This window comes from Sphingomonas sp. SKA58, assembly GCF_000153545.1.
GTDB classification, from domain to species: domain Bacteria; phylum Pseudomonadota; class Alphaproteobacteria; order Sphingomonadales; family Sphingomonadaceae; genus Sphingobium; species Sphingobium soli.
This window is the reverse complement of record NZ_AAQG01000020.1, coordinates 1-24,834: the sequence shown is the minus strand read 5'-3', so window position 1 is coordinate 24,834 and position 24,834 is coordinate 1. Positions and strand designations below refer to the sequence as shown.

At 59.1% G+C, this 24,834-nt stretch carries 26 protein-coding genes; 7 read left to right on the top strand and 19 right to left on the bottom strand.

Features of this window, described 5'->3' with window-relative positions:
• Positions 1–3 precede the first annotated feature (3 nt).
• The 14 genes from traU to SKA58_RS00060 form a co-directional block, all read right to left on the bottom strand.
• Positions 4–1,020, bottom strand: coding sequence for a conjugal transfer pilus assembly protein TraU (traU, locus tag SKA58_RS00120; protein WP_442852449.1), 1,017 nt, complete (start codon positions 1,018–1,020; stop codon positions 4–6).
• Positions 1,007–1,354 carry a hypothetical protein gene (locus tag SKA58_RS00115; protein ID WP_009820291.1) on the bottom strand — a complete coding sequence of 116 codons (348 nt, stop codon included), beginning with the start codon at positions 1,352–1,354 and terminating at the stop codon, positions 1,007–1,009. The genes traU and SKA58_RS00115 overlap by 14 nt, the downstream gene beginning before the upstream one ends.
• Positions 1,354–1,992, bottom strand: coding sequence for a type-F conjugative transfer system protein TraW (traW, locus tag SKA58_RS00110; RefSeq protein WP_009820290.1), 639 nt, complete (start codon positions 1,990–1,992; stop codon positions 1,354–1,356). The genes SKA58_RS00115 and traW overlap by 1 nt, the downstream gene beginning before the upstream one ends.
• On the bottom strand, positions 1,989–2,540 hold the full coding sequence (locus tag SKA58_RS00105; protein ID WP_009820289.1) for a S26 family signal peptidase: 552 nt from the start codon (positions 2,538–2,540) through the stop codon (positions 1,989–1,991). The genes traW and SKA58_RS00105 overlap by 4 nt, the downstream gene beginning before the upstream one ends.
• Positions 2,540–2,977 carry a TrbI F-type domain-containing protein gene (locus SKA58_RS00100; protein WP_156784107.1) on the bottom strand — a complete coding sequence of 146 codons (438 nt, stop codon included), beginning with the start codon at positions 2,975–2,977 and terminating at the stop codon, positions 2,540–2,542. The genes SKA58_RS00105 and SKA58_RS00100 overlap by 1 nt, the downstream gene beginning before the upstream one ends.
• Before the next feature lie 14 nt (positions 2,978–2,991).
• Entirely contained in the window at positions 2,992–5,580 is a 2,589-nt protein-coding gene (gene traC / locus SKA58_RS00095) for a type IV secretion system protein TraC (protein WP_009820287.1), read from the bottom strand.
• A 3-nt stretch (positions 5,581–5,583) separates the two neighbouring features.
• Positions 5,584–6,336 (bottom strand): hypothetical protein, encoded by a 753-nt coding sequence (locus SKA58_RS19065; protein ID WP_009820286.1) that lies wholly within the window; start codon positions 6,334–6,336, stop codon positions 5,584–5,586.
• Complete coding sequence (locus tag SKA58_RS00085) at positions 6,333–7,166, bottom strand: DsbC family protein (RefSeq protein ID WP_009820285.1); 834 nt, start codon at positions 7,164–7,166, stop codon at positions 6,333–6,335. The genes SKA58_RS19065 and SKA58_RS00085 overlap by 4 nt, the downstream gene beginning before the upstream one ends.
• An 11-nt stretch (positions 7,167–7,177) precedes the next feature.
• Positions 7,178–8,608, bottom strand: coding sequence for a TraB/VirB10 family protein (locus SKA58_RS00080; protein WP_009820284.1), 1,431 nt, complete (start codon positions 8,606–8,608; stop codon positions 7,178–7,180).
• Entirely contained in the window at positions 8,608–9,441 is an 834-nt protein-coding gene (locus SKA58_RS00075; protein WP_009820283.1) for a type-F conjugative transfer system secretin TraK, read from the bottom strand. Before SKA58_RS00075 ends, SKA58_RS00080 begins: the two co-directional genes overlap by 1 nt.
• Complete coding sequence (locus tag SKA58_RS00070; protein ID WP_009820282.1) at positions 9,438–10,007, bottom strand: TraE/TraK family type IV conjugative transfer system protein; 570 nt, start codon at positions 10,005–10,007, stop codon at positions 9,438–9,440. The genes SKA58_RS00075 and SKA58_RS00070 overlap by 4 nt, the downstream gene beginning before the upstream one ends.
• A gap of 3 nt (positions 10,008–10,010) precedes the next feature.
• Complete coding sequence (gene traL / locus SKA58_RS19255; RefSeq protein WP_009820281.1) at positions 10,011–10,295, bottom strand: type IV conjugative transfer system protein TraL; 285 nt, start codon at positions 10,293–10,295, stop codon at positions 10,011–10,013.
• A gap of 95 nt (positions 10,296–10,390) precedes the next feature.
• Entirely contained in the window at positions 10,391–10,708 is a 318-nt protein-coding gene (locus SKA58_RS00065; protein WP_009820280.1) for a hypothetical protein, read from the bottom strand.
• Positions 10,709–11,133: 425 nt separating this feature from the next.
• A complete protein-coding gene (locus SKA58_RS00060; protein WP_037541888.1) occupies positions 11,134–11,874 on the bottom strand; it encodes a hypothetical protein in 741 nt (246 codons plus the stop codon).
• A gap of 202 nt (positions 11,875–12,076) precedes the next feature.
• Here SKA58_RS00060 and SKA58_RS00055 point away from each other — a divergent pair, with 202 nt between their 5' ends.
• Together SKA58_RS00055 and SKA58_RS00050 are read left to right on the top strand one after the other, a co-directional pair.
• Complete coding sequence (locus SKA58_RS00055) at positions 12,077–12,514, top strand: hypothetical protein (protein ID WP_009820278.1); 438 nt, start codon at positions 12,077–12,079, stop codon at positions 12,512–12,514.
• Positions 12,515–12,586: 72 nt separating this feature from the next.
• A complete protein-coding gene (locus tag SKA58_RS00050; protein ID WP_037541886.1) occupies positions 12,587–15,133 on the top strand; it encodes a TonB-dependent receptor in 2,547 nt (848 codons plus the stop codon).
• 68 nt (positions 15,134–15,201) lie between these two features.
• On the opposite strand, the gene SKA58_RS00045 is transcribed toward SKA58_RS00050, so the two are convergent.
• Together SKA58_RS00045 and spt are read right to left on the bottom strand one after the other, a co-directional pair.
• A complete protein-coding gene (locus tag SKA58_RS00045; RefSeq protein WP_009820276.1) occupies positions 15,202–15,816 on the bottom strand; it encodes a GNAT family N-acetyltransferase in 615 nt (204 codons plus the stop codon).
• A 28-nt stretch (positions 15,817–15,844) separates the two neighbouring features.
• Complete coding sequence (gene spt / locus SKA58_RS00040; RefSeq protein WP_037541899.1) at positions 15,845–17,041, bottom strand: serine palmitoyltransferase; 1,197 nt, start codon at positions 17,039–17,041, stop codon at positions 15,845–15,847.
• Between the two features lie 477 nt (positions 17,042–17,518).
• Between spt and SKA58_RS00035 the strand changes: the two genes are divergently transcribed.
• Together SKA58_RS00035 and SKA58_RS00030 are read left to right on the top strand one after the other, a co-directional pair.
• Positions 17,519–17,992, top strand: coding sequence for a helix-turn-helix domain-containing protein (locus SKA58_RS00035; protein ID WP_156784105.1), 474 nt, complete (start codon positions 17,519–17,521; stop codon positions 17,990–17,992).
• A 524-nt stretch (positions 17,993–18,516) separates the two neighbouring features.
• Complete coding sequence (locus SKA58_RS00030) at positions 18,517–19,905, top strand: helix-turn-helix domain-containing protein (RefSeq protein WP_009820273.1); 1,389 nt, start codon at positions 18,517–18,519, stop codon at positions 19,903–19,905.
• A 7-nt stretch (positions 19,906–19,912) separates the two neighbouring features.
• Here SKA58_RS00030 and SKA58_RS20165 read toward each other — a convergent pair whose 3' ends face one another.
• Both SKA58_RS20165 and SKA58_RS19060 read right to left on the bottom strand, forming a co-directional pair.
• On the bottom strand, positions 19,913–20,374 hold the full coding sequence (locus SKA58_RS20165) for a hypothetical protein (protein WP_232209338.1): 462 nt from the start codon (positions 20,372–20,374) through the stop codon (positions 19,913–19,915).
• A gap of 35 nt (positions 20,375–20,409) precedes the next feature.
• Complete coding sequence (locus SKA58_RS19060) at positions 20,410–21,351, bottom strand: lytic transglycosylase domain-containing protein (protein ID WP_009820271.1); 942 nt, start codon at positions 21,349–21,351, stop codon at positions 20,410–20,412.
• A gap of 134 nt (positions 21,352–21,485) precedes the next feature.
• Here SKA58_RS19060 and SKA58_RS00015 point away from each other — a divergent pair, with 134 nt between their 5' ends.
• From SKA58_RS00015 to SKA58_RS19705, 3 genes are all read left to right on the top strand, one after another.
• A complete protein-coding gene (locus SKA58_RS00015; RefSeq protein ID WP_009820270.1) occupies positions 21,486–21,764 on the top strand; it encodes a hypothetical protein in 279 nt (92 codons plus the stop codon).
• Positions 21,765–22,060: 296 nt separating this feature from the next.
• On the top strand, positions 22,061–22,747 hold the full coding sequence (locus SKA58_RS00010) for a ParA family protein (protein ID WP_009820269.1): 687 nt from the start codon (positions 22,061–22,063) through the stop codon (positions 22,745–22,747).
• Complete coding sequence (locus SKA58_RS19705) at positions 22,744–23,130, top strand: hypothetical protein (protein ID WP_156784104.1); 387 nt, start codon at positions 22,744–22,746, stop codon at positions 23,128–23,130. The genes SKA58_RS00010 and SKA58_RS19705 overlap by 4 nt, the downstream gene beginning before the upstream one ends.
• Positions 23,131–23,155: 25 nt before the next feature.
• On the opposite strand, the gene SKA58_RS00005 is transcribed toward SKA58_RS19705, so the two are convergent.
• Positions 23,156–24,277 (bottom strand): replication initiator protein A, encoded by a 1,122-nt coding sequence (locus SKA58_RS00005; RefSeq protein ID WP_009820267.1) that lies wholly within the window; start codon positions 24,275–24,277, stop codon positions 23,156–23,158.
• Between the last annotated feature and the right edge of the window lie 557 nt (positions 24,278–24,834).

Sequence of the window (24,834 nt, the reverse complement as noted above, 5' to 3'; positions counted from 1 at the left end):
CTCCTAAAGTACGCAGCAGTTGCGCTTACGCCACAACAAGTACCCAACGTCTTCACCAACAACCGGGTAGAGATTTCCAGCCTTCGGCAGCAGAGTGCTTCCACCAATCGGCATACAGGACCCTTTGCCCGACACCATCGGCGACGGGTTAATCGCCTGGAGGCGGTATTGCGATTTCTTGAGGATCGGCATCAGGTACTTGTGACACAGACCTTGAGAGCCCATCGTCCCCCATGCCAATCCTTCCCGGTGCATCTTGTAGATCATGCGCTCGGCCGCCAGACGGGCGGACTGCACAGCCGCGCCGCTCGCCGCGATGTTCCCGTTCATCGGATACATCGACCCTTGGCACCCGCTGCACCAGAACAGATAGTCGAACGGCAGACCCACCGTGGACGTCACACAGTCGGCCGCACACGCGGCGACCGCAATTGGGTTTGCGAAAAGCGCGACCTCGGGATTGATGATGGTCGTGAGGACGTCATCGTCCCACAGAGGATCGATTTCCGTCATGTAGGCGACGTCGAAACTAGACTGCTCGAAGCAGAGGAAGTCGGTCAGGATCTCCATCCAATAGAGCAACGGGTAGATGTAGTAATGGACATCGTATTTGGCGGTCGATTGCTGCCCTTGCGCACCGTAACCCGCGCCGTGGTAGTACCCCTTGCCTTTGATGATCCCACTGCCCAGGGACAGGCCCCCGAGATTGGGAAAGCAGTACGGTTTTGTTGTCACATCAAGCAACCTGACAGGCTCCCAAAATCCCGCCGCAATTCCAATGCGGGGAATAGGAGAGCCGCACAGGCAGATCGGCGACGCGGGGTTTGGCGTATCGGGCCGGGATGATGGCCAGATGTCCAGAAAGCCGATGGAGAGCGGGAACATGCACCCCCAGCAGACATCGGTGATGGGGTTGGGAAAATGTCCGGTGCACGTCGAGGGTGCCCCAGCGTGAGCCGGCAGAGGCTTGCTGATCGCCAAAGCGAAGAGAACGACGAGGAGGAGCTCACGCAGCTTCACTGTGATTGCCCTCCTCTCGAGCGCAGAGCTCGTCACGATCCTCGCGGTCGCGTCGGCAGAGCTCATCGAGGTATGCATCGTCGGCCGCGTTCTTGCGCCTCGCCCAAATCGCGCCCTCAAGCACGACGAAGACAAGAAAACCGACGATCAGAAGTGCCTCGACCTTCACGACCGGACCACGGCTTGCCAGGACCGCGAGACATAACCACGCCAGAACCACGCTGGCGGCGATCAGGCGATGCCGCTGCGCCTTCAACTGCGGTGTTTCCGGCGCAGCCATCGGCACCGGGATCGCGTTGTCGACCTGCTTCCAGAGCTTGTCCAACACGGCCATCAGCTCGCCCCCTTCACTTCGCGCACAAGTAACTTGTCGCCTTCCTGCTTGACCACGGCCGGCACGTTTTCGATGCCGAACTTGTGCGTAAGGTAGCCGTTCTGGTCGAAGTAGATCCGCCGATCAGATGCCTTCATCAGATCGATCGGCGCGCCCTTGACCAGGATGATCTTGGTCTGGACCTCGCTGCCTTGATCCAAGGCCCATTGGAAATCCTTGGCGTTATCGCCATCGATGAAGATCAGCTTTTGACGCAGATTGACGAGACCAAGAGGGTTCACGCGCTGACCCGCATGGGCGAACACATTGCCCTTCTGATCAGCGATGTCCTTGTCGACGACGATCGAGGGGTCGTAGAACCAGCTGCGCTCGTCCTGTGTTCTCCCGAGACCACCCACTGGATTGGGGCGACGAGCCTTTTCCGCCGCATGGGCGGCCAGGTCGCGGTTGATCTTGTCCATCTGCCCGGATTCCTGCATCCGGTGCAGTTTCGCGGAGATCACCGCGAACAGATCCTGCTCCACAAGCGGGAACGTCGCCCCCATGACCCCCAAGTCCTTCGCCAGCGCCGGCGCGTGGCCAGAGAACGCGAAGGCGAGTCCCGCCGCCCCGAAGAAGGTCAACAGTTCCTGCCTCATAGGATTGGTTCTCCGGTTCCCATCACGCGATCGGCACACACGAAGCCGATTTGGGCGTAGCGGCTGTCGAGGCCGTCCTTGTGGTGCGAGCCGGCATAGAAGCACCCCTTGGGAATGCGCCCGACAGGGCCTTCGAAGAGCGGCAGCCCCTTCCGGGTCAGCGGCTTCATCGTCGCCACCAGCTCGCCGTTGATGAAGACCGAGCGCCCGACGTGCGAAACGAGGTCTCCTTCCGTTCCAAGCACGAGCTTGCCAAACGCAGGGGGATGCTCGCCAAAGTGAACCCTGACGACCTCCGACTTTGGAGGATCGAACATGACGAACTGGCCCTTCTTGGGAAGCACTCCGACGTTCACGAAGAAGGCGTAGTTCGGCAAGGAGTCGGAAGCGTTGATCACGATGGCGTGGTGCCGGCCCCACTCCCTGAGTGACGGAAGGCTGATGACGAAGAATGCCAGCCCCAGGCACATCGCCCAGCGCTTGGCCAAGGCTCCGCGCCACCATGGCGTTGCGCGGGCGTCGGGAATGATCTCCGCCAGCGAAGACATCACTGCGCGCCTTGGAAGAACTTGTTCATCTCGGCAGGCACATTCGGCTGCACCGCGGCGGCCTTCGGTTCGGGCACCTTCTGATAGACGGCCTGGCGGACCTGCGCGGTGATATCAGGCACCTCGCTCGAACCAACCAACGCCTCGTTGACCAGGATGATGCGGCCCCCGGCGCTTGCTTCACGCACGGACTGGTCGACGGCCTGCATAAACTTCTGGGTCTCGGCCGTGATCTGTTCGGGAGGCGTTGCCGTCCTCGCCTGCTTCATCACGTATTCCGAGACGAGGCCCTGCAACTGCACCTTAGCAAAACGGTCGTTGAAGTTGGTCGGCGTCAGCACCTTCACGGACACCCATACGGCCCACAGGAGCACGACGGCGATGGACAGGGTCCAAGCTGCCAGCGTCTTGTTGTCCATGTTGCGAATGGTCTTCATCTTGAATCCTTCCTTCACTCGGCGGCCGCGAGGATTTCCCCGCCGAACTTTGCGTTTTCGGGGAAAGCGACCGTCTCGATCGCATCGGCCATCGACATACCTTGGCGATGGAGCGCCTCGATTTCGGCGAAGACCTTCGGACTCGACGAGAAGAGGGCTGACGAGAACTTGTCGAGAACGAGGCGGGCCACGAACTCGGTATCGGGTCCGCGCACGAAGACATCCGAATAGTCGGTTCCTTGTCGCTTCAGAGACCGGATAAGAGCGTTGGTGAACTCGTTCAGCTCAAAGCGGCCCATGCGAGAAAGCTCGCCGATTGTTTCGGGCTTTTGCGCCAACACGACCGACCAGTCCGAATTTTCGAGCGCTGCACGCGAGCCGTCGCTCTTATAATAGTCGTTGATCGACTGGGTCGCGGTGATGAGAGAGCCATAATACTTACGACAAGTGCGCGCATAGATCTCGACGAACTGCGCCATCGAGCCACCTTTCAGCAGCTGCCACGCCTCGTCGATGAACAAGGCCTTCGGAATCGTGCGGTCGGATTTGCGCATGTACTGCGAGGCAAGGAACATGATCGAGGTCAGAACCGCTGAACGCAGATCCTCGCGGCTTGCGAGATCCGAAAGCTCGAACACCGTGAACGGGTTCGTCAGGTCGATGATGCTGTCCCCGATGAAGAAGCGGCCATAGGTGCCCGAGGAGGAGAACTGATTGAGCGAAGTGGCGATCTGCTGGCCCACAGGATCGTCGTCATTGACAAGAGCCGTGATCACCGCGTCGATGGTTCCGTTCGACCCCATGTCGTTCCAAACCTGGTTGACTGCCCGGTCGATGATCCCCTTCTCGAAGTCACTCAAACGCTGCTCGTGCCGCGCCATCTGCCCGATGATCGACATAAGCATCGCCAGGCAGTCCACATGATAATCTTCGTCGGTCGCGGCCAAGTCGGCGTCGATCATGCGGAAAGGGTTGACGCTGAGGCCGCTGGAGAGCGTGAACTCGATGAACCTACCGCCGAGCGCCTTACAGGTATGTTCGAACGAGCGCCCGTCATCGATGATGATTGCATGGGCGCCGGACCCCACGAGCGAGACGCACAATTCCTGCAGGAAGACGGATTTGCCGGACCCCGACTTGCCGAAGATCGCGGTGTTGTGGTTGCCCTCGTTGTTCTGGAATGGCGACCAGTAGGCCGGTTGCCCCCTGCGACCGACAAGCATCATGTGCGGCAGATTACCACCCAGGAATTCACCGTGCATCGGTGCAAATGCCGCGGCGTTGGTCGTGACCATCGTTCGCTGCATCTTCATACGCGACAGCATGTCGCCCAACCCCGACGAGATGTTCATCGGGAACATCGAGCAATAGCTCATGATGTTGATGTGAAGCTGATCCGACAGATCCCAGCCTGCGGCCTTGTAGACCGCCTTGACCGTCCGCAGGTTCTCTTCTGCGCTGTCGCGAGGGGATATCACGTTGATGTTGTAGAAACCCTGGACAAGCCGATGCCCAACACGAACCAACGACGCCACGTTCTCCCATTCGGCCGCCTGACGGCTAAGGTGGGGAATCAGACTCACGGCCTTACCTTCGGCCAGCTGCTTGGAGCGAACGTGCTTCAAGCCGGCCCGAGTTGCGGACTCGGTGTCATCAAGGACGCGTCCTTGGAACACCATCGCAACAGGGCACCCGAAGTTCAGCTTCGGATTGAAGATCGATCCGATCAGCTGCTGACCGTCCCAGGCCGCGAAACGCTCGGGATAGTTCTTCACCACCAGCGCTCGAACATCGAACGAAGATGGCGTGAAAATGCCGAGTTCGGGCACGCCGTCATGCAGCGTCCGGCCTGTCATACGAAGGGACTGGCTTCGTGTGAGGATGCGATCTCGCTCGATGGCGATCTCAAAGTCGGGACGGATGCACTGCACGTTGATCGGATCAAGATCGCTGTAGTGCAGAGCGTCGTCTCCGGTGCCCGTCGAGGGCGTTGTGAGCTCGTCACAGAACTGCATCAACTCGATAGGAGTGAAGGTCCGTGTCGGCGTGCCAATGGCCGAGAAGTGGGCGATCAGACTCTCGCGGATCGTCAAAAGGTCGCGCTTGTTGACCCTCGATCCCTGCCTCACGCTGACCGAAAACACCGTCCGGAAGTTGCGCGTAACGAACGGGCCATCACCCGCCATCGACTTCCACGCACCGCGCGCGAGGTGACCCGCACGATAATTAGCGATCTTCGCGAAAACATCGCCCGCCAGGTATCTCGGGTAACACCACTCCTGGACAACCTTGCTGATCCGAGGAGAGGCATAGGACACGACGTGGAAGTCGCACCCCGGCATCAGGATGTCCGAAAATATCTGGTTGAGGCTTGTATGAACTCGTTCGTCGGCGCCGGTCAGCGGCGCTATCTCTAGAACGAAGCCAACAGATGCGTCGTTGTAGAACAGCTCGGTGTCCCGATCATACGACCGGTACGGCAGATACCCTGAGAACTTCTCCACGTCGGGCATAGGAAGACTGACGCTGGCAAGCTCTTCCCCGCCGAAAAGATTGAACAACAGCTTCTCTGTAGAACGCCGCAACTGCGCCAGGCGGTTCATAGGTTATTCTCCCGGCGAAAAGGTGGTGGCGCGGATGTCCTGCTTGGTGGGCGAAGTGGCAGAGCGAGCCGGCGTTGGAGCGGGCTTCGGGGCCATCCCTATCTGCTGCTCCACCTGCTTCCGGATTGACGCGATAGGATCAGCGGCAGGCGTTGCTACGGTAGCCGTCGGAACCGGTCCTGGAGGGGTGGCGGCGTTGACAGCTAGGCCGGTAATCTGGCTGCGTGCAGGAGCAGCCTCGGCAACATCTTCAAGCGCCTGTCGTGGCGGATTGCGCATCGAAAGGTCACTCGCCGCAGCCGGCGAGATCCCGCGTGCGACGGCCGCCCGGTCATATTCAGCAACAGCGACGAGGGCCCGCACGGCAGTCCGCTCATGCAACCTGCCCCACCGATCCACATACTCGGGGAAGACGATGCGGATTTCACGGGTTGCCGACGGCGGGACACCGTCAGCCGACGCCGAGATTAATGCAGGCTCGCCACTTGGCCGATAGTAAGGGCCTGCCGGCTGCGTTTGCGTTTCCTGCGCAGTGCCGTCGATCTTGGCGAGCGCCTGGTCGTCGATCAGGGTCGCCGGCGCACAGACGCCGGTCCCCGCACGACACTGGAAGGACCCGCGGACATTACCGCCCAGTGTCGTGCAGCCGTTGAGGATCGCAAGCCCAGCGAGGCCGGCTGCACCGACCACAGCGAAACTGCGGCGCTTCTTCTGACCGACGATGATGAAATTGGGTTTATAGCCGCGTCCCATCATGCACCTCCGTTCAGCCACTGCTCGAGGGTCTGGCGGTCGCGGTAACCCATGCTGACGGCACCATCTGCGCGGACGACCACCGGCGTTCCCGTGAAACCATGCTGAGTGGCGAACCTCTCGTTCTCGTTGAGACCTGAGGTGTCACAGCCGGCGTGGGCCGGGAGCTCCTCGCCCGCGTAAGCGGCTCTCATCGCCTTGCGCCGATCGTTGGAGCAGATGACGGCCTCGCTCAGCATCCTTGTGCCAAGGACGGAGATAGGCCGCTCAATGACCCTGACGTTCATCGCCTCGAGGTTGCGGACCAAGAGCTTGCAGTAGCCGCACCGGAAGTCGGTGAAGATGGTAACTTCACGATTGCCGGAACCCCACCGGATAGCGCCCTTTTCCGAAAGGTGGCTGACATCGACCCGCGTGGACCGAGCCGCAGGCGCACTCGCCTGCCGCTCGACGCCCCGCGCTGCGGGAGGCGCGGACGGCGTATCCCCTTCATCACTTGACGCGCGCGCAGCACCGCCCAGGAGCGCGGACGGATTGAGCTCGAGGAGCTTCGCCGCGGTAAGGTCGCGCCGCTCCTGCAGGTCATAGACCCGACCGACGATCAGATAACGACCGTTCGAATCGGTATAGAAGACCGAGTTGCCTGCGACGACCTCGCAGAAGGAGCCAAGCGCGTCGCAGTCGACGCTGGTGATCTCCGTCTTCGGCATCCGTTCCTTGAGCTTCTGCATCACTGCGTCTTTCGACAGCAACTGGGCGAACGCGATGGTCCCCCAAGCAGCCACCGCCACGACGCCGGCGCCGGCGAGCAATCCTCTGGCTTTAATCAGCATCGCACATTCCCTCAGTTCCGGATGAAAACGCCGTCGAGAAACACGATCTCGACATCGATGCCGGTCGGCATCTCGATGACAGGCTGATACTGCTCGGCCCGCTCGATCAGGTAGTTCGAGACCATGTCGCCCGACTTCGCGACGCCCTCGCCAAGACCGCCCTCGACGATCTCACCGGGGCTAAGCTTCTGACGCGATCCATTGACCGAGACAGACGTCGAACCAGCCAGCAAAGAGTTAGAATTTGCCGAAAAGCCTCGGCCGAACCCGCCAATCATCCCGGCCAGGAATGCTTGCGTCGCAAGACTGCCCTCACGGCTCACAACGCGGCCACGGACGCCGGTCTTACCCCCAAAGGATATGAAGCCCTTCACTTCGCTCACGGCATAACGGCCACCCGGTTGCGGGCACGTCATCCGTTGAAGCTTGACGTATACTTTTTCCGACGACAGTTCGCCGATCGCTGCCCCGTTGACCAGACAGCCCTGGATGTTCGTTCTCAGGAGCTTACCGTCCGCGTAAACAGACCGCGCCGGACCTGTGATGCGCAAAACGACCGGAAGCGGATCGGTCTGCGACTTTACCCCTGCCACAGCGTCCACTCCAACTATCACTCGAGCAGCGGCGATGCTGTTTGGCGGCAGATAATTCGCGCTGTCGCTGTAGACGGTCTTCCCCGGCTCGACGGGCGTAGCATTGGGCAGAGTCTTCCCGTCGGTGAAGGAAATCATCTTGATCTCATTGCTGCGAACCGCCGCCATTGCCGCAGCTGCCTGGGGACCTGCACCTGGCCCCGGAGCACCCGCCGCAGGCTTGTATATCGGATTGCTCGGCGAGTACGCCGGCATCGCGGGCTGCACAGGCCCCGCTTTCGCTGCTTCCAGCGCAGCGCGAAGGCGCTGGTTCTCCTGCTCGTAGGCGTTGAAGACCTGCTTTCCGTCGCTCTCCATCGCCGTCTTGTCGGTCTGGGTTTTCGCCAGTTGTTCCTTCAGCGCCTTGAGTTCCTGCTCCTGCTGCGTAAGCGAATTCAGGCGGCCGTTCAGCTGCTGCTGGTCGACCTCGGCACGAGCCATCCACTCCTTCTGAGCGTTCGCCGGGTCCACGGCGTCGGTCATGGTGATCGCGACCTTCTTGTCGCCGCCGACCTTCTTGTCGCCTTGGAGGGAGTCGCCAGCGATGTACCAGAGACCCGCGCCGAGAAAGACTGCTGCCCCGCACATGATCGCGAGGCGCTGCTTCATCAGTGTCTTGTTGTTGTTGCCGGCGAGAGCTCCATCGAATTCCGGCGCATCGAAAAAGTCATCCTTCCCCGTTCCGCGTTCGACGCGTCCCTTCCCTTCGTTGAAATGGGTCTGTTCCTGGCCGTGGTCGGCCGCAGCAGCACCGCCCGCAGAGGATGCACCTTGCGTCGGACCAGTACCCTTCTGTTCATTCTCACTCATCACTTGTGCCCTCCGACCGGCGAGACAATGAAGGCTGTGGTCTTCTGACCGGGCTCAAGGCGGGCAGACGTCACGCTGACGGCAAGCGCGTCTTCCGACGCCACGGTGTCGTCAGTGACGTCCACCGCCTTGCGTGACACGTTCTCGATCAGGAGCTGCTTACCGCGAAGCTCTAGCCCAACGTACTCGGACACCAGCTGGACCTTCAGGCTTCCGACCTGAACAGGAGCACGATCCTGCGATCGGATCTCAAAGCCGGGCAGCGCGTCCTGACGATACATGGCCTGGATCAGCTCGATCGAGCGATCCTTATCCGAAAGCCCAGCGACCTGTTCGCTCTGACCGGCCTTCTCCATGTCGACGTTCGCGACGAAGATCTGCTCCGCGCCCTGGCTCTGGACGTTGCAGCTGAACTTGTAGACGTAGCCTTTGACCGTGGTTCCGAAGAACGACAGCGCCTTGCGTGGATATCCCTCCGGGACTGACAGATAGATGTCGCCGCGCAGCGGTTCGAATACGACCGAAAAGTCTTCATTTTCGCTGGCCGCTGCGACCTTCGAGACATTCGCGAACTTGTCGGCCTTCAGGCTGATCCGCGTCAGATCCTTGGAGGATGCGACGCACTCGACCGTGCCGTTGTCCGAGACGAGCAGATTCTGATCTGCCAATGCCGGTGACGCGGTCATACCCAGGCCAACCAAGCCCACTACGGCAGCGATGCCGTGGGCCCCGCGCCAACGCCGCAAAACGCAAGCGAGACCCACCAGCGAACCGCCGACGAGCCCTGCGATGTTAAACTCTCCGGCGACCACGCCGGTGCCGATCCCGCTCATTGCTGCGCACCCTCCTCAGCTTTGACAATCTGTCCGAAGGCAACCAGCTTCAGGGACATGCCGTGGTTCACCCAAGCGAACCGGAACCGGCGAAACTCCGCGCCGACTTCCTTCGAACCGATGACCGTGTGCACGTGGCCCGAGACGGTCGATTCTAGTGTTTCGGGATCGACGTGCATGTCTGTCATGGTGAAATACTGGGAGAGCGTGGTCCCGCGCTGGGCCTTGACCACCTTCTCCAACTCTGTGTTGATTGCTCCGTAGGCGCTCGGATCGGCCATCTTCAGAATGGACTGGCGCCAATAATCCAGATTGTCCGGCGAACGATTGAGAACGAGCAACGCCATGTCGCGCGTGACTGCCTCGAGATACTCTGGGCTCACTTCACGCGAGGAGATCCTCACCTGCTTCTCGATCACAGGTGACAGGATAATCTCCTGTTCCTTCCCCGAATTGACAAAGACGGAAACCAGCAGGCCGACCCCGAGCAGGCCGCCCACAACCATTGCCGTATTGCGCTGGATCAGAAGGCGCTTGGACCGCTGTTGAACACGACTGACGTCCATCGTTCACCCCACCATGTTTCTTACGTGCGAGGGGGGAAGCCCACGGACGCCAAAAAATCGCGAGGGGAGAAGCCAGTACCCTTTGTGAATTACCCAGCTCATGCCGCGCCCGGCCTTGAGTTTCCGATATCCATACCAACACCCGCAGGCTCCAAAGAGTCCGAACAAGATGTGTTGACTAAGGATGCCCCAGACGAAGGGCAGAAGCATGATCAGGAATTCATCAAGGGTCCAAAACCCGATTAGAACGGGGTCATCGAGATGTTTTGGAATGCTATATTCGTCCAACTTCCCGCCCTCTTAACGCGATGTTAGTCTTCATCACGGTAGAGCTGTCACCACTCCCGCCAAGGAACAGCGACAGCCCTCCGCGACCCGACGGCTCAGACCGTCGCGGTAACAGTCGAGGTGACGATCGGAATGCCGGTGCCGGCGCCCACGCCGACGCCGACCGGGATCGCGACCTGGCCCAGGCTGAAGCGACCCGAGGCAAGACCCACCACGCCGCCGGCGAGCGAAAGCACGGTGATGATCTTGCCGCCCGAACCTTCGAGGAAGTCCGTGAACTTGGTCAGCGCGGTGTTGAACGTCGCATCCGTGCCGGCCATGGCCAGTTCGGCGCCGCCGACGACCATCACGGCAGCGGCCGCGATGACCGGGGCGTTCGCGACCAGCTTTTGCTTGATCGAAGCAAGCTTCATGCTCTTCTCCTTGAGTGTGAACGACGCGAATTGCGCCTTACTCAGGGAACGAAGAATTGGACTGCTTTTCAAGCGGTAGGAGTAGGGGATTTTTAACAATTCTCGTAGATTGGACTGGTTCTGTGACTTTGCGAACTCGTCTGAGATCGGCCCCAGTCTAATCCTTGAACTATACGGATCCGATTCCGGTCTTGCGACTATCGCGCGGCGGACTTGGTTGGTCGGATGGTGGACCCACGTCGGTCCGTTATCGGTCCATCCGTGACCGGTTTTGGATCGGGCCCGAGGCGAGCCCTAAATGCGACGGCCAACAGGCCAGATCAGCTGACCCCGAAACCCGCAAAACGAGAATGCCACGGTGAAACGCCCTAACCCGAGCTAAGCTCCGCCTCCCAGCGACACAGGGTCGCCAGCTGACCGATAACTCAGACCAAGCGATCCACGAAAACGTGCGGCCATTCGGCTCCTACGCGTTGCCTGACCTTCGCAATGAACTGCGCAATGTTCTCGCTATCGATCAAAGACCGGATTTCATAGCCAGAGGGGTTGGCCTCACCCACAAGCGTGTAGTCAATCTTATCTCTACCAGAGCTCTCGGGCTGGCCCGAAATGTATATACCGATCAGCCTGCGATATTCCTGAAAGATGTAGGTAATCAACGCTGTTGCACCGCTGACACTCTGCTCTGCGATGTTGCGCTGAAGTTGAAAGTTTAGGCGGAACAGATCGCCCTGCGTCTGTTCGTCAATCGCCTCGGCTATCCACCTACTGTACCGGAGCTTATCGACCGTGAGCACATAATTCATCAGCTCGAAATTTCGAGCCGAGGCGAGTATCAGGATGTAATAATATTTCGCCGTAAAAATGTCATCCAGGGACAGCACTCCATACTCTTTGGACACAAGAGCACCCTGAAGGACCTCTTCCAGCATTTCGACGATGTCCGGGTTGATGGTTTCATCCCTCATGAACCCGATCATCGCATTCAGGGCTTCCCTGTAGCCGAAGTCGATAGATCGATAATGATTGGCGATCTCAACTTCGTCGACGCGCGTGATCGTATATCTGCCGCGCGAGGACTGAGACACATACCCTTCAGCCTCAAGGTGGTATATCGCCTTCACAATGTCGGGTTTTGAACCGAACCGCCGCTGCAATTCGCTCACATGCAATCTCGCCCCCGGCATCCATTCCCAATTCAGGATTGCACGACGACACTGGTGATAGATTGATGCTGCCTGGCTTACCTCGGACGGCCTCGCCAAATTACCGGAACTTGGCACTGACCCCCTGCCCTTTCAAACGCGACTCCGCTTAGCTAGGAACGCTGCTGAACCATATCGGGTCACTAGCAGCGGAAACGGCGGAATGTCCAGCAAAGGGGAAGAGTCAAGCCAGAAACGCCCGAAAAGGGGGCGGCCCGCGGCCGGCGGCCGCTCAACATTCGCGATCAAGCTCAGTGAGGCTGCATTCAACGCGGTCTTGGAGGCGCTTTTCACCTTGTCGAAGCTGCGGCGGCACTACTTAACCTATTCTGAAGCCGTCCGTCTCGCGCTGCCAATCGTCTCAGAAATGCGGAAGACGGGACTCGTCGAGCTTTACAGAACAATCGCAGCCAGGCGACCTGCCTACACTAATGGCCTCCACGATCCGATTACATTCACAGTCAACCTAAATTCGACAGATCGTGAAGGTATAAGCAACATTTCCGACAAGCTGTACGAGTTAACCGAAGCCAGGATGACACACAGCGAAGTGATTGTCTTTATCCTATTGTCGATCCCTCTACTCCTCGATAACGACTGACGTAGCCAAAATGGACTACCCGGCGGACAGCGAAGCGTCCGCCGACCAACGAAGGCAGAAGAGGATAGAATCGTGAATCGCTATGCACCGTTGTGCGCCGCTGCGCTTGCCCTCTCCTCACCATCTGTGGCGGAGGCTGCTGCGAACGGAGATGCACCGGATCTTGCAGAAGGAACGGCCGAGGACATCGTCGTCACGGCCAACAAGCGACCAGAACGCAGCGCGGCCGTCCCGGCGACGATCGCTTCCGTTTCTGAAGACATATTGCGCCAAGCTCATGTGCGCGATCTCTTCGACATCACGAACCTGGTGCCCTCCTTCAGGGTCGAACAGCAACAGTCATCCGCACAGACCAATTTCCTGATCCGGGGCTTCGGAAATGGCGATAACAACGTGGGCATCGAGCCCTCAGTGGGTGTCTTCGTCGACGGTGTTTACCGATCGCGGTCAGCTGCACAGATTTCCGACCTTGTCGACGTTGCGCAGGTCGACGTAATCGCCGGGCCCCAAACGACTCTTTTCGGCAAGAACGCATCTGCAGGCGTGATCTCGATCAGGACGAACGAACCTGCGTTCACGCTCGGCGGCAACGTGGAGGCCAGCTACGGAAACCGTAATGCGGTAATGCTGAAAGGTGCCGTCACCGGACCCCTGAGCGAAACCGTGGCCGTTCGGTTGTCTGGCAGCTATGACCGTGATGATGGTTACGCCCACAACCTAACTACTGGACGATCGGTGAATGACCGCAACCGCTGGTCCGCAAAAGGGCAAGTCTTGTGGGTGCCTGCTCCCGACTTCCGGGTTCGCATCATCGCAGACGCCGACCGCATCAAGGAGTCCTGCTGCGCGGTGGTGAACCTTCAACGGTCGGGAGCGAACGACCTCATCGATGCAATCGGTGGTGCTGTGAACACCGAAGCACAGGCGCTCTCAGATCGATTCTACAGCAACTTCGATCCAACGAACGACATCAAGACGCATGGAGTGTCGGTACAGCTCGACTATCAGACCGGGCCATTCCACATCACGTCAATCAGCGCATGGCGAGCCATCCAGAGTGACAGCAACCAGGATGCGGACTTCACGGGCGCTGACCTCCTCACTGAATATAGCCAGCGCCAGCGTATCCGGACTCTGACACAGGAGCTCCGTGTAAGCACCGACTTCCAGGGGCCGTTCAACTTCCTTGCTGGCGCCTACATCTTCAACGAGCGTATCCGGCAATCAAATGTGATGGCTTGGGGTACGCAGATGCGCCCCTATGCCGATGGACTCATCCAAGGCTTATCTTCACAACTTGGTGTACCGACCTCACTCGCAGAGGTTGAGGGCGCGATCTCGGCCTTGTCCGGAACGGACCTGACCGGCCAGTTCTTCGGAGAGGGACAGGCCCAACTGCAGCGGTACGGATTGCAAAACGACTCCTATTCTGGCTTCATCCAAGCAAATTTCAAGGCGACCAACCACCTGACAATAACAGGCGGTCTCAACGTCACGAGGGACACTAAACACTACCGTGTCCAGATCAGCTCGACCGATGTCTTTTCGAGCCTAGATCTGCCGGCCATCGCCAACGGCGCAATCAACGCCGGTTTCCCGGAGGACGTTGGCCTTGGACTGGTTGCGCTGGCACCTCTCCAGCTACTGCCGTCAACGCCGGAGGTCCCGAACGCGGTGGAAAACGGCCGCACGGCAAATACTCACCTGACCTGGACAGCCCGTGCTGCGTACCAATTCACGTCGGCCCTCACCGGTTACGTCAATGCCAGTACGGGTTTCAAACCCAGCTCGATCAACCTCTCACGTGACAGCCGGCCCTCGCTTGCCGATGCGCCTGCCCTGGTCGCAGCCAACCTAGCCCCACCAGCGACGATAGCCGTCGCCGGCATCCCGATCTCAACATCTGCATACGGCAGCCGATACAGCGCCCCTGAAACGTCCACCCTCTACGAAATCGGACTGAAAGGCCGCTGGAGGAATGCCGCGCTCAACGTGTCCTTGTTCAAAGAGACGGTACGGGACTTTCAGACCGTGATTTTTACGGGCACCGGCTTCTTTTTGCAAAACGCCGGAAAGCAGAGCAACTGGGGTATCGAAGGCGATATCACGCTTCGCCCCCTTCCGCATATGACCGTCTCAGGCGCGCTGGCCTGGTACAATCCGAAATACGATCACTTTCCTGATTCGTCAGTCGGAGATCTAACCGGGACCAAACCTGCCAACATCGCGCCTTTAAGCCTCACCATCGCGGGCGAGTACGAGCATCCCCTCTCGAACGGCAATGCGCTCAAGCTGCGCACCTCATGGCACCACGAAGGACGAACCAGGATCATGGACGGCCTCCCCGCAGAGACGCTGCGCGACCCGATCACCCAGTCCGTCATCAGTTACGAACCGGCCATTGCGGCTGCGCAAGCATACGCTCGCAAAGTAGACCAAATTGACGCCGCGCTATCGTTCATCGCTCGATCGCGGATCGAGATCTCGGCATGGGTGCGAAACCTTACAAATTCGCGCCACCTAATCGGTGTGATCGACTCCCCTGCCCAGCCCGGCTCGATCTCAGGATATTTCAATCGCCCGCGGACCTTTGGGGCCTCCGTCGCGCTCCGCTGGTAATAGCAGGGGCGGGCGCCAAGGTGCCCGCCCCTGTTCTTCATCCCGCCGCGATCATGCGAGCGCACTCATCAGGGGCGATATACCATCACCCGGATGTGTTCGCCCTGGCCAAAGCGGTAACGCTTCTCAACCTCAAATTCACGCCGGCGATACATCTGCTCGTTCCGCGCAGTGGCCGTTTCCAAGTACGCTGGAAGCCCTAGTTCGCGGCAACGCGCCAGGCCTTGCGCCAACACACCTGTTCCGAATCCTTTGCCCTGAAACTTCCGGCGACAAGCCAGAAACCGAAGATAGGCGACGTCCTTCGTTCCGGTTCTCATCATAACGTCGGACTTAGCCGACCTCACGATCTTGTCTGCCGTCGAGGCATTGTTGAGACGTAAGAAGCCCGCGAAGTTGACGGCTCGTGCAAGTTTTTCGGAGTCCGAATAGACCGGTTTCAGAGGATCCACGTGGGCCCAGCGGACCCACAAAGCCACAGCCTCGCAATTCTGGCTAACCTCAAACCATTGCGCCTGCCGGGGCTCACCTGCGACCATGAAGGCAAAAAAGTCTCGCAGCCCATCCCGAGCTCGGGCCCCTCCCCTGACGAACCATGTCAGGAACGGGTCTTCGCTGAACGCATCCGTAAGCGTTTCCAATATGGCCGGGAGGTCTTCCTCGCGTGCATCACGAAACTCCACAAAACCTCCCGACCCATATCCGGCAAACTCAGGCCTCGATCGCAGCCTTTGCCGCCGCGAAACGATCGAGAACGATCTCGACCTGCTCGGAGGTATGTTCGGCGCACAAGGAACACCGAAGCAAGGTCATTCCTTCCGGAGTAGCCGGCGGGCGAGCAAGATTGACGTAGATTCCCGCGTCAAGGAGGGCTTCCCACAGACGCACCCCATGCTCCATGTCTCGCATGACCAGAGCGACGATAGCCGACTCAGGCTTGTCCGTTGCCAGTTCAAACCCGCGCGCGCGAAGTCCCTCGTGCAGCTTGATGGAATTCTGCCAGAGCCGTTCGCGCTTCTCCCCGGCCTTCATTAGCTGCCGAATGCTCGCCGCAGCCGTCGCGACGACACTCGGGGGCAGGCTGGCGGTGAAGATGTATGGCCGGCAGACCTGACGCATAATGTCGAAATGCTCATGGTTCGAGACGCAGAACCCGCCAACGGTTCCGACAGATTTCGAAAACGTGCCGATAATGAAATCGACTTGATCGATCACGCCCTGGTCCTCTGCGACCCCACGCCCATTTGGCCCAATGAAGCCCATCGAATGAGCCTCGTCGACCAGGACCATCGCTCCATATTCCTTCGCGAGAGGAACCATCTCCCTGAGATGCCCAACATCCCCGAACATGGAATAAACGCCTTCAAGAACGACCAGCTTGCCCGCGTCTTTCGGAAGGCGCTTCAACCGCGCCTCGAGCGCACCGATATCATTGTGCTTGAAATTGACGGCCTCGCCTCTCGACATCTTGCACCCATCCCAGATGCTCGCATGGCTGTCGCGATCGAGAAGAATATACTCATCCTTATCCACGAGCGTGCTGATGATACCCAAGTTCGCCTGATACCCAGTCGAAAAAACCATTGCGCCCTTCATGTCGTAGAACTCGCGCAAAGCGTTCTCCGCATCGACGTGACCGGCATAGGTGCCATTGAGGAGCCGACTTCCAGTGGTTCCCGAACCAAACTCATCAAACGCCCGCTTCCCAGCTTCCAAAACGGCCGGATCAAAGGTCATTCCCATGTAATTGTAGGTGCCGAGCAAAATTGTATGCTGACCGTCACAGATGGCTTCTGTGGGGGAAAGCACTTCCTCCATTACCAACCCGAAAGGATCGTGTTCGACGGCTTCGGCTAGAGCCACGCGCTGTTCATAAATACCGTCGAACTTCGACATCAAGTCGGTCATCTGGACCATGCTATAGAACTCCAAAACTCTCTATTCACACGCAAGCACCCGTTCGCCTGCGAGCGACCATTGCAGGGTCGATAGCTCAACAGCCCCCCTTTAGACAAGGAATCACGCGCAGCGGAGGCCGTGACAGGGCCAGAATACGTACCCGGAACACCCCTTAGTTTGCGCGATTCTGGCATTTTCGCCGGATTTCCGCGGGTGTTCCGCCTACGTTCCGGGCAGAGTCCCCATATTCTGGGTACTTAGGTGCCGATCGCCTGGCCACGGTTTATAAGCACTGCTTAAATGACGGTGTTTTCGAAAAACTCCGGAATGGCGGTTTTCCGCCATTCTCGATTTTTCGAGAACGCAAAAACGTGCTCTCCCTTGACGCCGCTACGCGATGCCACTAGCCTTGTGTTACTCGGCGCTTAACGGTTTTTCGTGCCGCCGCTGCCGCTAAACAAGCTTGCGCGGGACAGGGAGGACGTCATGACGAATGACATATTCGACAAATCAAACGTCATAGAGCTCACGTCCGACGAGGGCTTCCTCACCATCTGCCGCCAGCGCATCGAGGAAGGTCGCCTTCAGAAGGCAGACATCGCCAAGAAAATGGGCGTCAGCCTCCTCGTGCTGAACCGTATCCTGCGGGGCGGCCGCAAGCTCACCGAAACTGAGAAGCGCGCACTCTGCGAAACCATCGGCCTCGATCCGTTTCACGTGACTGTTGTGCTTGGCCTCTTCAAGCAGCCCGATTTCTGGGACATCCCTGAGGTCGTCTCAATGTCCAATCTGATGTCCATCATGGTCGAATGCACGCGGCAACGCATCAGTGCCCGCACCAACGACGTCTACCTCCCGCTGGATCCCTGCCAGTTGAACAAATTCGCGGAACACATTGTCGACCGCGTCAACCTCACGCTCCAACGGCAACACCAGCGCCCGATCTGCGAAATTGGCTGACTTGACGGATGATAGACCAGGTCGGACCGCGCAACACGCTTCATAGTCGCACCCACGACACCCAGATTCCGATTCACGCCAAAGGCCCGGAGGACTCCGCGGCCTTTTTGCCATGCGTGGCAGCAAGAGCACCTGTCAGCGGCCTTGGGCCCAAACGTCACGATGTTATCTGCAGCCCCGTCATAGCAACCTCGTTTCCGAGCCCGGCAAAGGGCCGGGCCGTTTCCGGCCAACAAAGGATTGCTATGCAAACAAAAAAGCCCGCTCACTAGGAGCGGACCCTTCTGGTGTTCCTACCGCTTGGCGGCGGTAAGATCGGTAGCCTTTCACCGAGATTAGGAACCTCCCGCACCACAGTCAATAAAAATGCCGATTTCGGCATTGGCTTTATGCGTCTCCGAAACGCTCCCGACACCAGAGCAAGACAAAGAAAAAGCCCCGTTGGCGCGGGGCTTCCTCAGGACTGCGATGTTGTGATCTAGCTCCCACTTCATGGCAGTTCGAGGCAGCCTGGTCAACCGGAAATGCGCTTTCCGGAACGCCGGCTGCTGTCTCTCGAAGAGATCGGCACCATGGAAAACAGAAGTCCACGAGAACACGATTCAGGCCGTTCGATCGGCGACATCCTCGCCCATCAACCCCCCCTCCCCTTCCTCACGCCGCACATGCTAACGGAACGGATTTCCAGTCCCGCTGAAGCGGCGCAATGGTCCGCCTTGATTGCGACGACCATGAGCTCCGGGCCGAGACCGAGAGACGCCTACTCGCGGGTAATGGCAAGCCTCCACTACCTGGCGCGCCATGGAACGTGCCTTCATCCCCTCAGCCCAACCCGCTGGCGCAGACTCGAGGGCTTAGCCGCGCTGTGCGGGCATAGGGGCGACTGGCAGTCCAGGTCCGGACCAGTGATCGGCGCTTCCAATGCCACCCTCGAAACACACTTGGGGATCACGAACGTCAGGCGAGAACTCCGCGATCTGGCAGCGTGGGGCCTAATCATCCCGCACCAGCTTAAGGGAAACGGCCACCGCTATTACGGTAGACGACACCTCGATGGCATGGTCGACGCGTCAGGATGGGCCCTCGCGCCCCTTGTCGTCCTAGTTGAAGAACTGGAGGATCTCGTCGAGCGCGACAAACAGCTGCGCCTCCTCTTCGTTACCCTTCCCAAGCAAATCACCGCGGTACTGCGATCGGCGCGGAACCTAATTCCGGAGGAGGCCCCGGACGCGCTGGCCGAACATCGTACAAAGATTGCGGAGTTGGCGGCGATGCGCGACAGCGCAAGAGGTCACTCGGTCGAGGCGCTGCGATCGGCGCTCGCGGAAGCAACGAACCTTCTCTTCGAAATTCAGTCCACACTAGCCGCCCTAGACACTGACCTTGTCGCGAAATTGTCCAGTAAAGTGGACGCGCCTGACCACCCCACATACAACGAAACGAAACCCGAATCTGTTCGTAACGGCTCGGCAGAAGGACGTAGCGGAAATGGGGGTGACCCACTCCCAGCATCGCGCAGGGTCGAACCTAGCAGCCTCAATGATGAAACAGACCGCTTCGGCATCCAGCGCAGCGGGTTCGAATGGACAGAGGCGGAGACGCTTTTCCCGGCGATCGCGGGTTTGACACAGATCGCGAGATCTCCCACGGCGGATGACATAGCCCTTCTCGGCAACATCCTGCAGATCAATCCTCAGCTATGCTGGCGAGCCACACGAATACTCGGCGCGCCAGCGACAGCACTATGCCTGATGATAACCGCGCAGCATCTCGCTGACGGGCACATCATCAAGACCCCAGCGGCCTACTTCAATGGGCTCGTCAGCAGAGCCCGCGCCGACGATCTTAATCTCGGCCACACGATTTTCGGACGACGACAGGCCGGCCCCCGACCCAAAGGGGCAACAAACTGATGCAAAATCACCAGTGTCTCCTCGCGCCCCACCGCAAAACCAGATCCATTTCCTCTGGAGTAAGATCATGGATCGTAAGGACGAGACAGTCGCGCCGCGGCCAAGTCATGGCCCAAGACCTGACCCCGCGAGCCATTGTCGGATCACGAAAAAGCATAAACAGCTGTCGCCGTGCGGCACTTTGCCAGACAACCACGTCATCAGGGGCTAACCACAACCCTGGCGCGAGCCGACCAAAATGAAGCCGTCCACCGTCAACAATCTCGACCCGGGGCTTGCCCGCTGCACGCAGATGCACGCCAAGATGGAACAGATACCACGCAAGAAGCATCCAGCAGCTCACGCAAAACGAGCCCATCGCAAAGCCGGCACCCCAGCCAAGCCACCCAAGTCGCGCGAAGAAGAACACGCCCAAAACGCAACCGCACGCCGCGCCAAGAGCAAGCAGCGCCAGGACCAGCTCATGCACGCCAGAAGTGAACTTCCTCGAGGGCTGCAAGGCAATCATTCCGTGAACTTCAGGATCGACGCCTTGCGCGCAAACGACAAATTGGCCGCGAGCGGAGCCGGTGTGGCACTTGCCAGCTGAATGATTGGCGGCCGAGGACCGGAAACGAGCGCAGTCACATTTCGCGCGATCTCTCGGACATAGTTTCTGGTTTCGGCAAACGGAGGGATCCCGCCATACTGCTCGATGCGGCCAGGTCCGGCATTGTATGCAGCCAAGGCCAGCGTCGGATCGCCGAACTTGCCTAAATGAGAGGCGAGATACCTTGCCCCTCCCCTCAAGTTCGCGGCGGCATCGAACGGGTTCATGACCCCCAGCTGGCGAGCCGTCCCTGGCATCAGTTGGGTCAGACCCATCGCGCCGGCACGCGAAATCGCAAACGGATTGTAGCGCGACTCCTGGATTATCATCGCGTCGAACAACCTGACCGGCACACCCGCCTCACATGCGGCAACAGCCATCAAGGGGTAATAGCGCGCGCGACGCATCTCGGTATCGGCCGGAAGGAACCCCGTCGGTCGATACGGCACCTGGCAGTTGCCGACTTCGAATGTTGCGGGCATTGCGATCGGAACCGCTGGACCGATAAAAGGCTGTCCGAACGAGGCGAAAACCCCCCTCCCCGACTTCAGCCACTGCGGCGCAACCCGAAAGATCCTTGATGGTTCGAATGCGGGCGCGGCCGCGGGAGCAACGGCCGGCTCTGGCTCTATTTTCCCCGCTGGATCGGAAGTCTTGGATGGCGCCACCACCCCGTTCATTGCCGCGATCATATCGATCTCAACGCCGGTCGGGCGCTCGGACAATGAACCAATCTGCTGGACCAGAAAGTCGCTAGGTGGAGCAGCGCCAAACGACACTGTCCTTGCCTGTTGCGCAGACGCGCCCATGGGAGCGGCCAAAGCCGCAGCTAAAAAGATGGATTTCCAGTGCGTCATCGCTCACTCTAGGTTGAGCGAGTGCCTGGTATGGATATCGGAGTGCCCATTTAGCCTCCGGTTGGAGCCGAGGTCAATCTCTAAGCGTTGTCTGGAATAACCCGAAATTAACTCCACCTGTTCATTATGCTGCCGTGATCAAACAAGATGCCTTGAATGCCTGGATCGACCTCTACACCGCCACTGGCGTATGCTGCGCCCTGTGCGTCGTCCTCGCGATCGTGGCCCTGATGGGAGATCTCTACACGCGCTCCTGGGTGCCCCCGAACTCGACCACTCAGGACCGCTTGTTGCTCATCCCGCGAATTTGGCTGAGGTTCCAGGTCCGCTACCTTTCGGGTACGCCGGTGATCCTCCTGATCATCTCCCTCTATGTTCACCACCTAGGCGCCGCACGCCTGCTGGACGTTTGATCCACAACGAAACGACGAACTCCGCCTCCCATCGTTTGCACATGCTGACATATGTATGCGGCTGTTTGCTTAAGCCTACACTTTGAATACGCAACGTCTACATAGAGCGTGCGCCAACGCCGCGCAGGCGCACCGCTTGCGCACCGCTTGCGGGACGTAGGCGCATAGCTGTCGCTCCGCTTTCGCGGCGTTGACACTGCTCACCACCTACGGTAACGCAACGGAACGTCAGCGTTGAGGCTCCGCTTTGAAGGCGCCAGCGCATCGCAATCGCTACAGCTACGGTGGGTGGTCAAATGGCAGTTATAGTGTTCGCCAATCCCAAAGGTGGGTCGGGTAAAACCACGTCGGCGCTGATCCTGGCATCAGAGCTGGCCCATCAAGGCGTAAACGTCGGGATCATAGACGCTGACCCGCTGCGCTGGATCACGGACTGGGCATCCATTCGGCCGCTCAAAGACATCACCATTTACTCCGAAGTAACGGAGACAAATATCGTCGACATGATCGACCAATGCTCCGAGGCGCACGACATCGTTATCGTCGACAACGAGGGTACTGCGAGCCAACTTGGGGCATACGCGATCGGCATGGCCGACCTCGTAATACTCCCCCTCCAGGGATCTTCGATGGATGCTCGCGGCGGTGCGGCAATCACATCGATCATTCGATCACAAGAACGAGTGCTGCGGCGCCCGGTTCACAATCGGGTCCTGCTGACCAGGACGAGCGCGGCCGTGGCCTCACGATCCTTGCGAAACGTGCAGGAGCAACTCGCAAACGCCGGGATCAAGGTGTTCGCGACTTCGATCGTCGAGCGGGCAGCATATCGCGATATCCTGGACTATGGCGGCACGCTGCGGGATCTTGATCCTAAAGAGGTTAGCAACATCGCCAAAGCCGTCGATAACGCAGAGCGGTTCACCAACGAAGTGCTCGAAACTCTCCGCGAAATTTCAACGGCTCAAGAGGTGGCAGCATGAGCGGTCGGCGCACAATTCCTTTTGGAGCAGACCACAATGTTGGTCTGGCTTCGGCAAAGCGTTCCCCCGAGGAACTGGCCCTGCGCCGGGAGGCCGCTGAAACGTCCGCAAGAGAACAAGGCTTCATCAGCAGGGAAGGGGGCCCGGCACCAGCACCACAAACCGCGCCCGCGCCGGCAGCTGCTTCCACGGCGCCCACACCAGACCGGCGCAAGCGAACGAACCGGAATAAGGCGTTCAGCACGCGCGTGACTCCCGACCACTTCGACAGGTTCTATGCCATCGTTGATCGATACGATCCGCGCCCCGTCGTTGGGGAGGTATTCGAGAAGGCTATCGAGGCGCTCGAGAAGGCACTCGAGCGCGGCGAAATCAGCTTTTAGGGCAGGGGCGCCCGCGCCGGGTGGCCTATTTTGGCGCACCATTGCGGGCAAAATGCTTCCTGCAAAAACCGAGAAACGCCGCATCTGGATTCCGCGGGGGTTCTGACACGCCTTGATCCATCCAGCTGCGCCACATCTGTTCTAGATAATATTTGTCCCACCCTGGCGCTGCCTCGCGCACTTCGTCGTAGGTCCCCGGCTTCAGCTTGATAGACGAGACGTCGAACTGGAGCACAGGAGCAGGGACAGGAGCAGGGACGGGGGAAGGGGACGCCGGAGGCAAGGATTCGACTTCCGTCTTCCTCCTCGTAAACTCGACGATCTCATCATCCCCGAGCCGGATCCCGTAATCGGGAATATGCGCATGGGCCGCATCATCGTCTGCGATCGCCTTGACCAAGCGCTTGAATTCGCGAGGCGTGGATCTCGAACCACAGCGATCCTTCAGCTTCTCAAGACCAATGCGAAAGGTCTTCTTCTCCCCGCACATCTTGCGTGCGATGTCGTAAAGGCGACGCTCGAGCGGCTTCCGCAACCGAAAATACTCGGGATTGTAGGTCAGGACCTGAAAGGATTCGATGGTCCTGAACGACCAGTCGGACAAGGTGACCTCGACCTCTTTCATCCGCCCGTCGCGCGTTTCCGAAACGACCTTGGCCTTGTCTATCAGCCCGAACACCTCGAAGGTCTCTTCACCGCCCGTTTTCACGTTCGTTGAGATCGTTGTTCCGCGCAAACGCTCGAGCGCCTGCTTCAAGCCGGTATAGCCCTCTCCAGACGACACCCGGTTGCTGAACCGGAGCAGATCATGAGCGACGAACCTGATTGTCTTGGCGATCGGCTTATCCGCGTTCTTGGCGGCGACCAGCTGGCTCATGACATAGATCAGAATATCGCGGTCATAGACGGTTGCGAGGCCCTTGGCTGACGGAGTGATCTCCACAAAATGACCATCGGGAAAATCGAACCGGCGGATCTCGCGGTCAGGCTTCGTGGACAACGAGAAGACGGGAAACTCCATGGACGCCATGTCACCCTTGGGCAAACCGTCAAACACGTCCGCAACGAACAACTCGTTGCCGTGGCGATCAGGAAGGCGCGGGGAGCGCCCTGAAGCCTCGCCCGCCTGGGTCTCGCTCTTCGTCATTTCACCCACGGTCCAATCCTTTCGTCATTTCACCCACGGGCTCGCGGAATCGTCATATCACCCACAGCCGTCCGTCGGCGCCCAGACTTCGTCATTTCACCCACACCTTGAGCGGTCTTCGACATATCACCCACACTCGCCCGGTTTCGTCATTTCACACACGCTCTGCGGTAGGCTTCGACATATCACCCACAGCCGGGACTTCGACATATCACCCACAAGCCGGGTGAGTTCGTCATTTCACCCACACCGAGGCTCGATTCGACATATCACACACAGCAATGCAGGTATTTCGTCATTTCACCCACAACTGGGATGTTTCGACATATCACCCACGGGCTGTGCGAATCGTCATATCACCCACGGGCTGTGCGAATCGTCATATCACCCACGGGCTGTGCGAATCGTCATATCACCCACGCCCCGCCTGATCTTCGTCATTTCACCCTCGGGCACAAGCCCGATCGTCATTTCACCCACATTCGTTCGACATATCACCCACAAACCGATCGTCATTTCACACACGCGAATTCGACATATCACCCACAAGAGGGCTC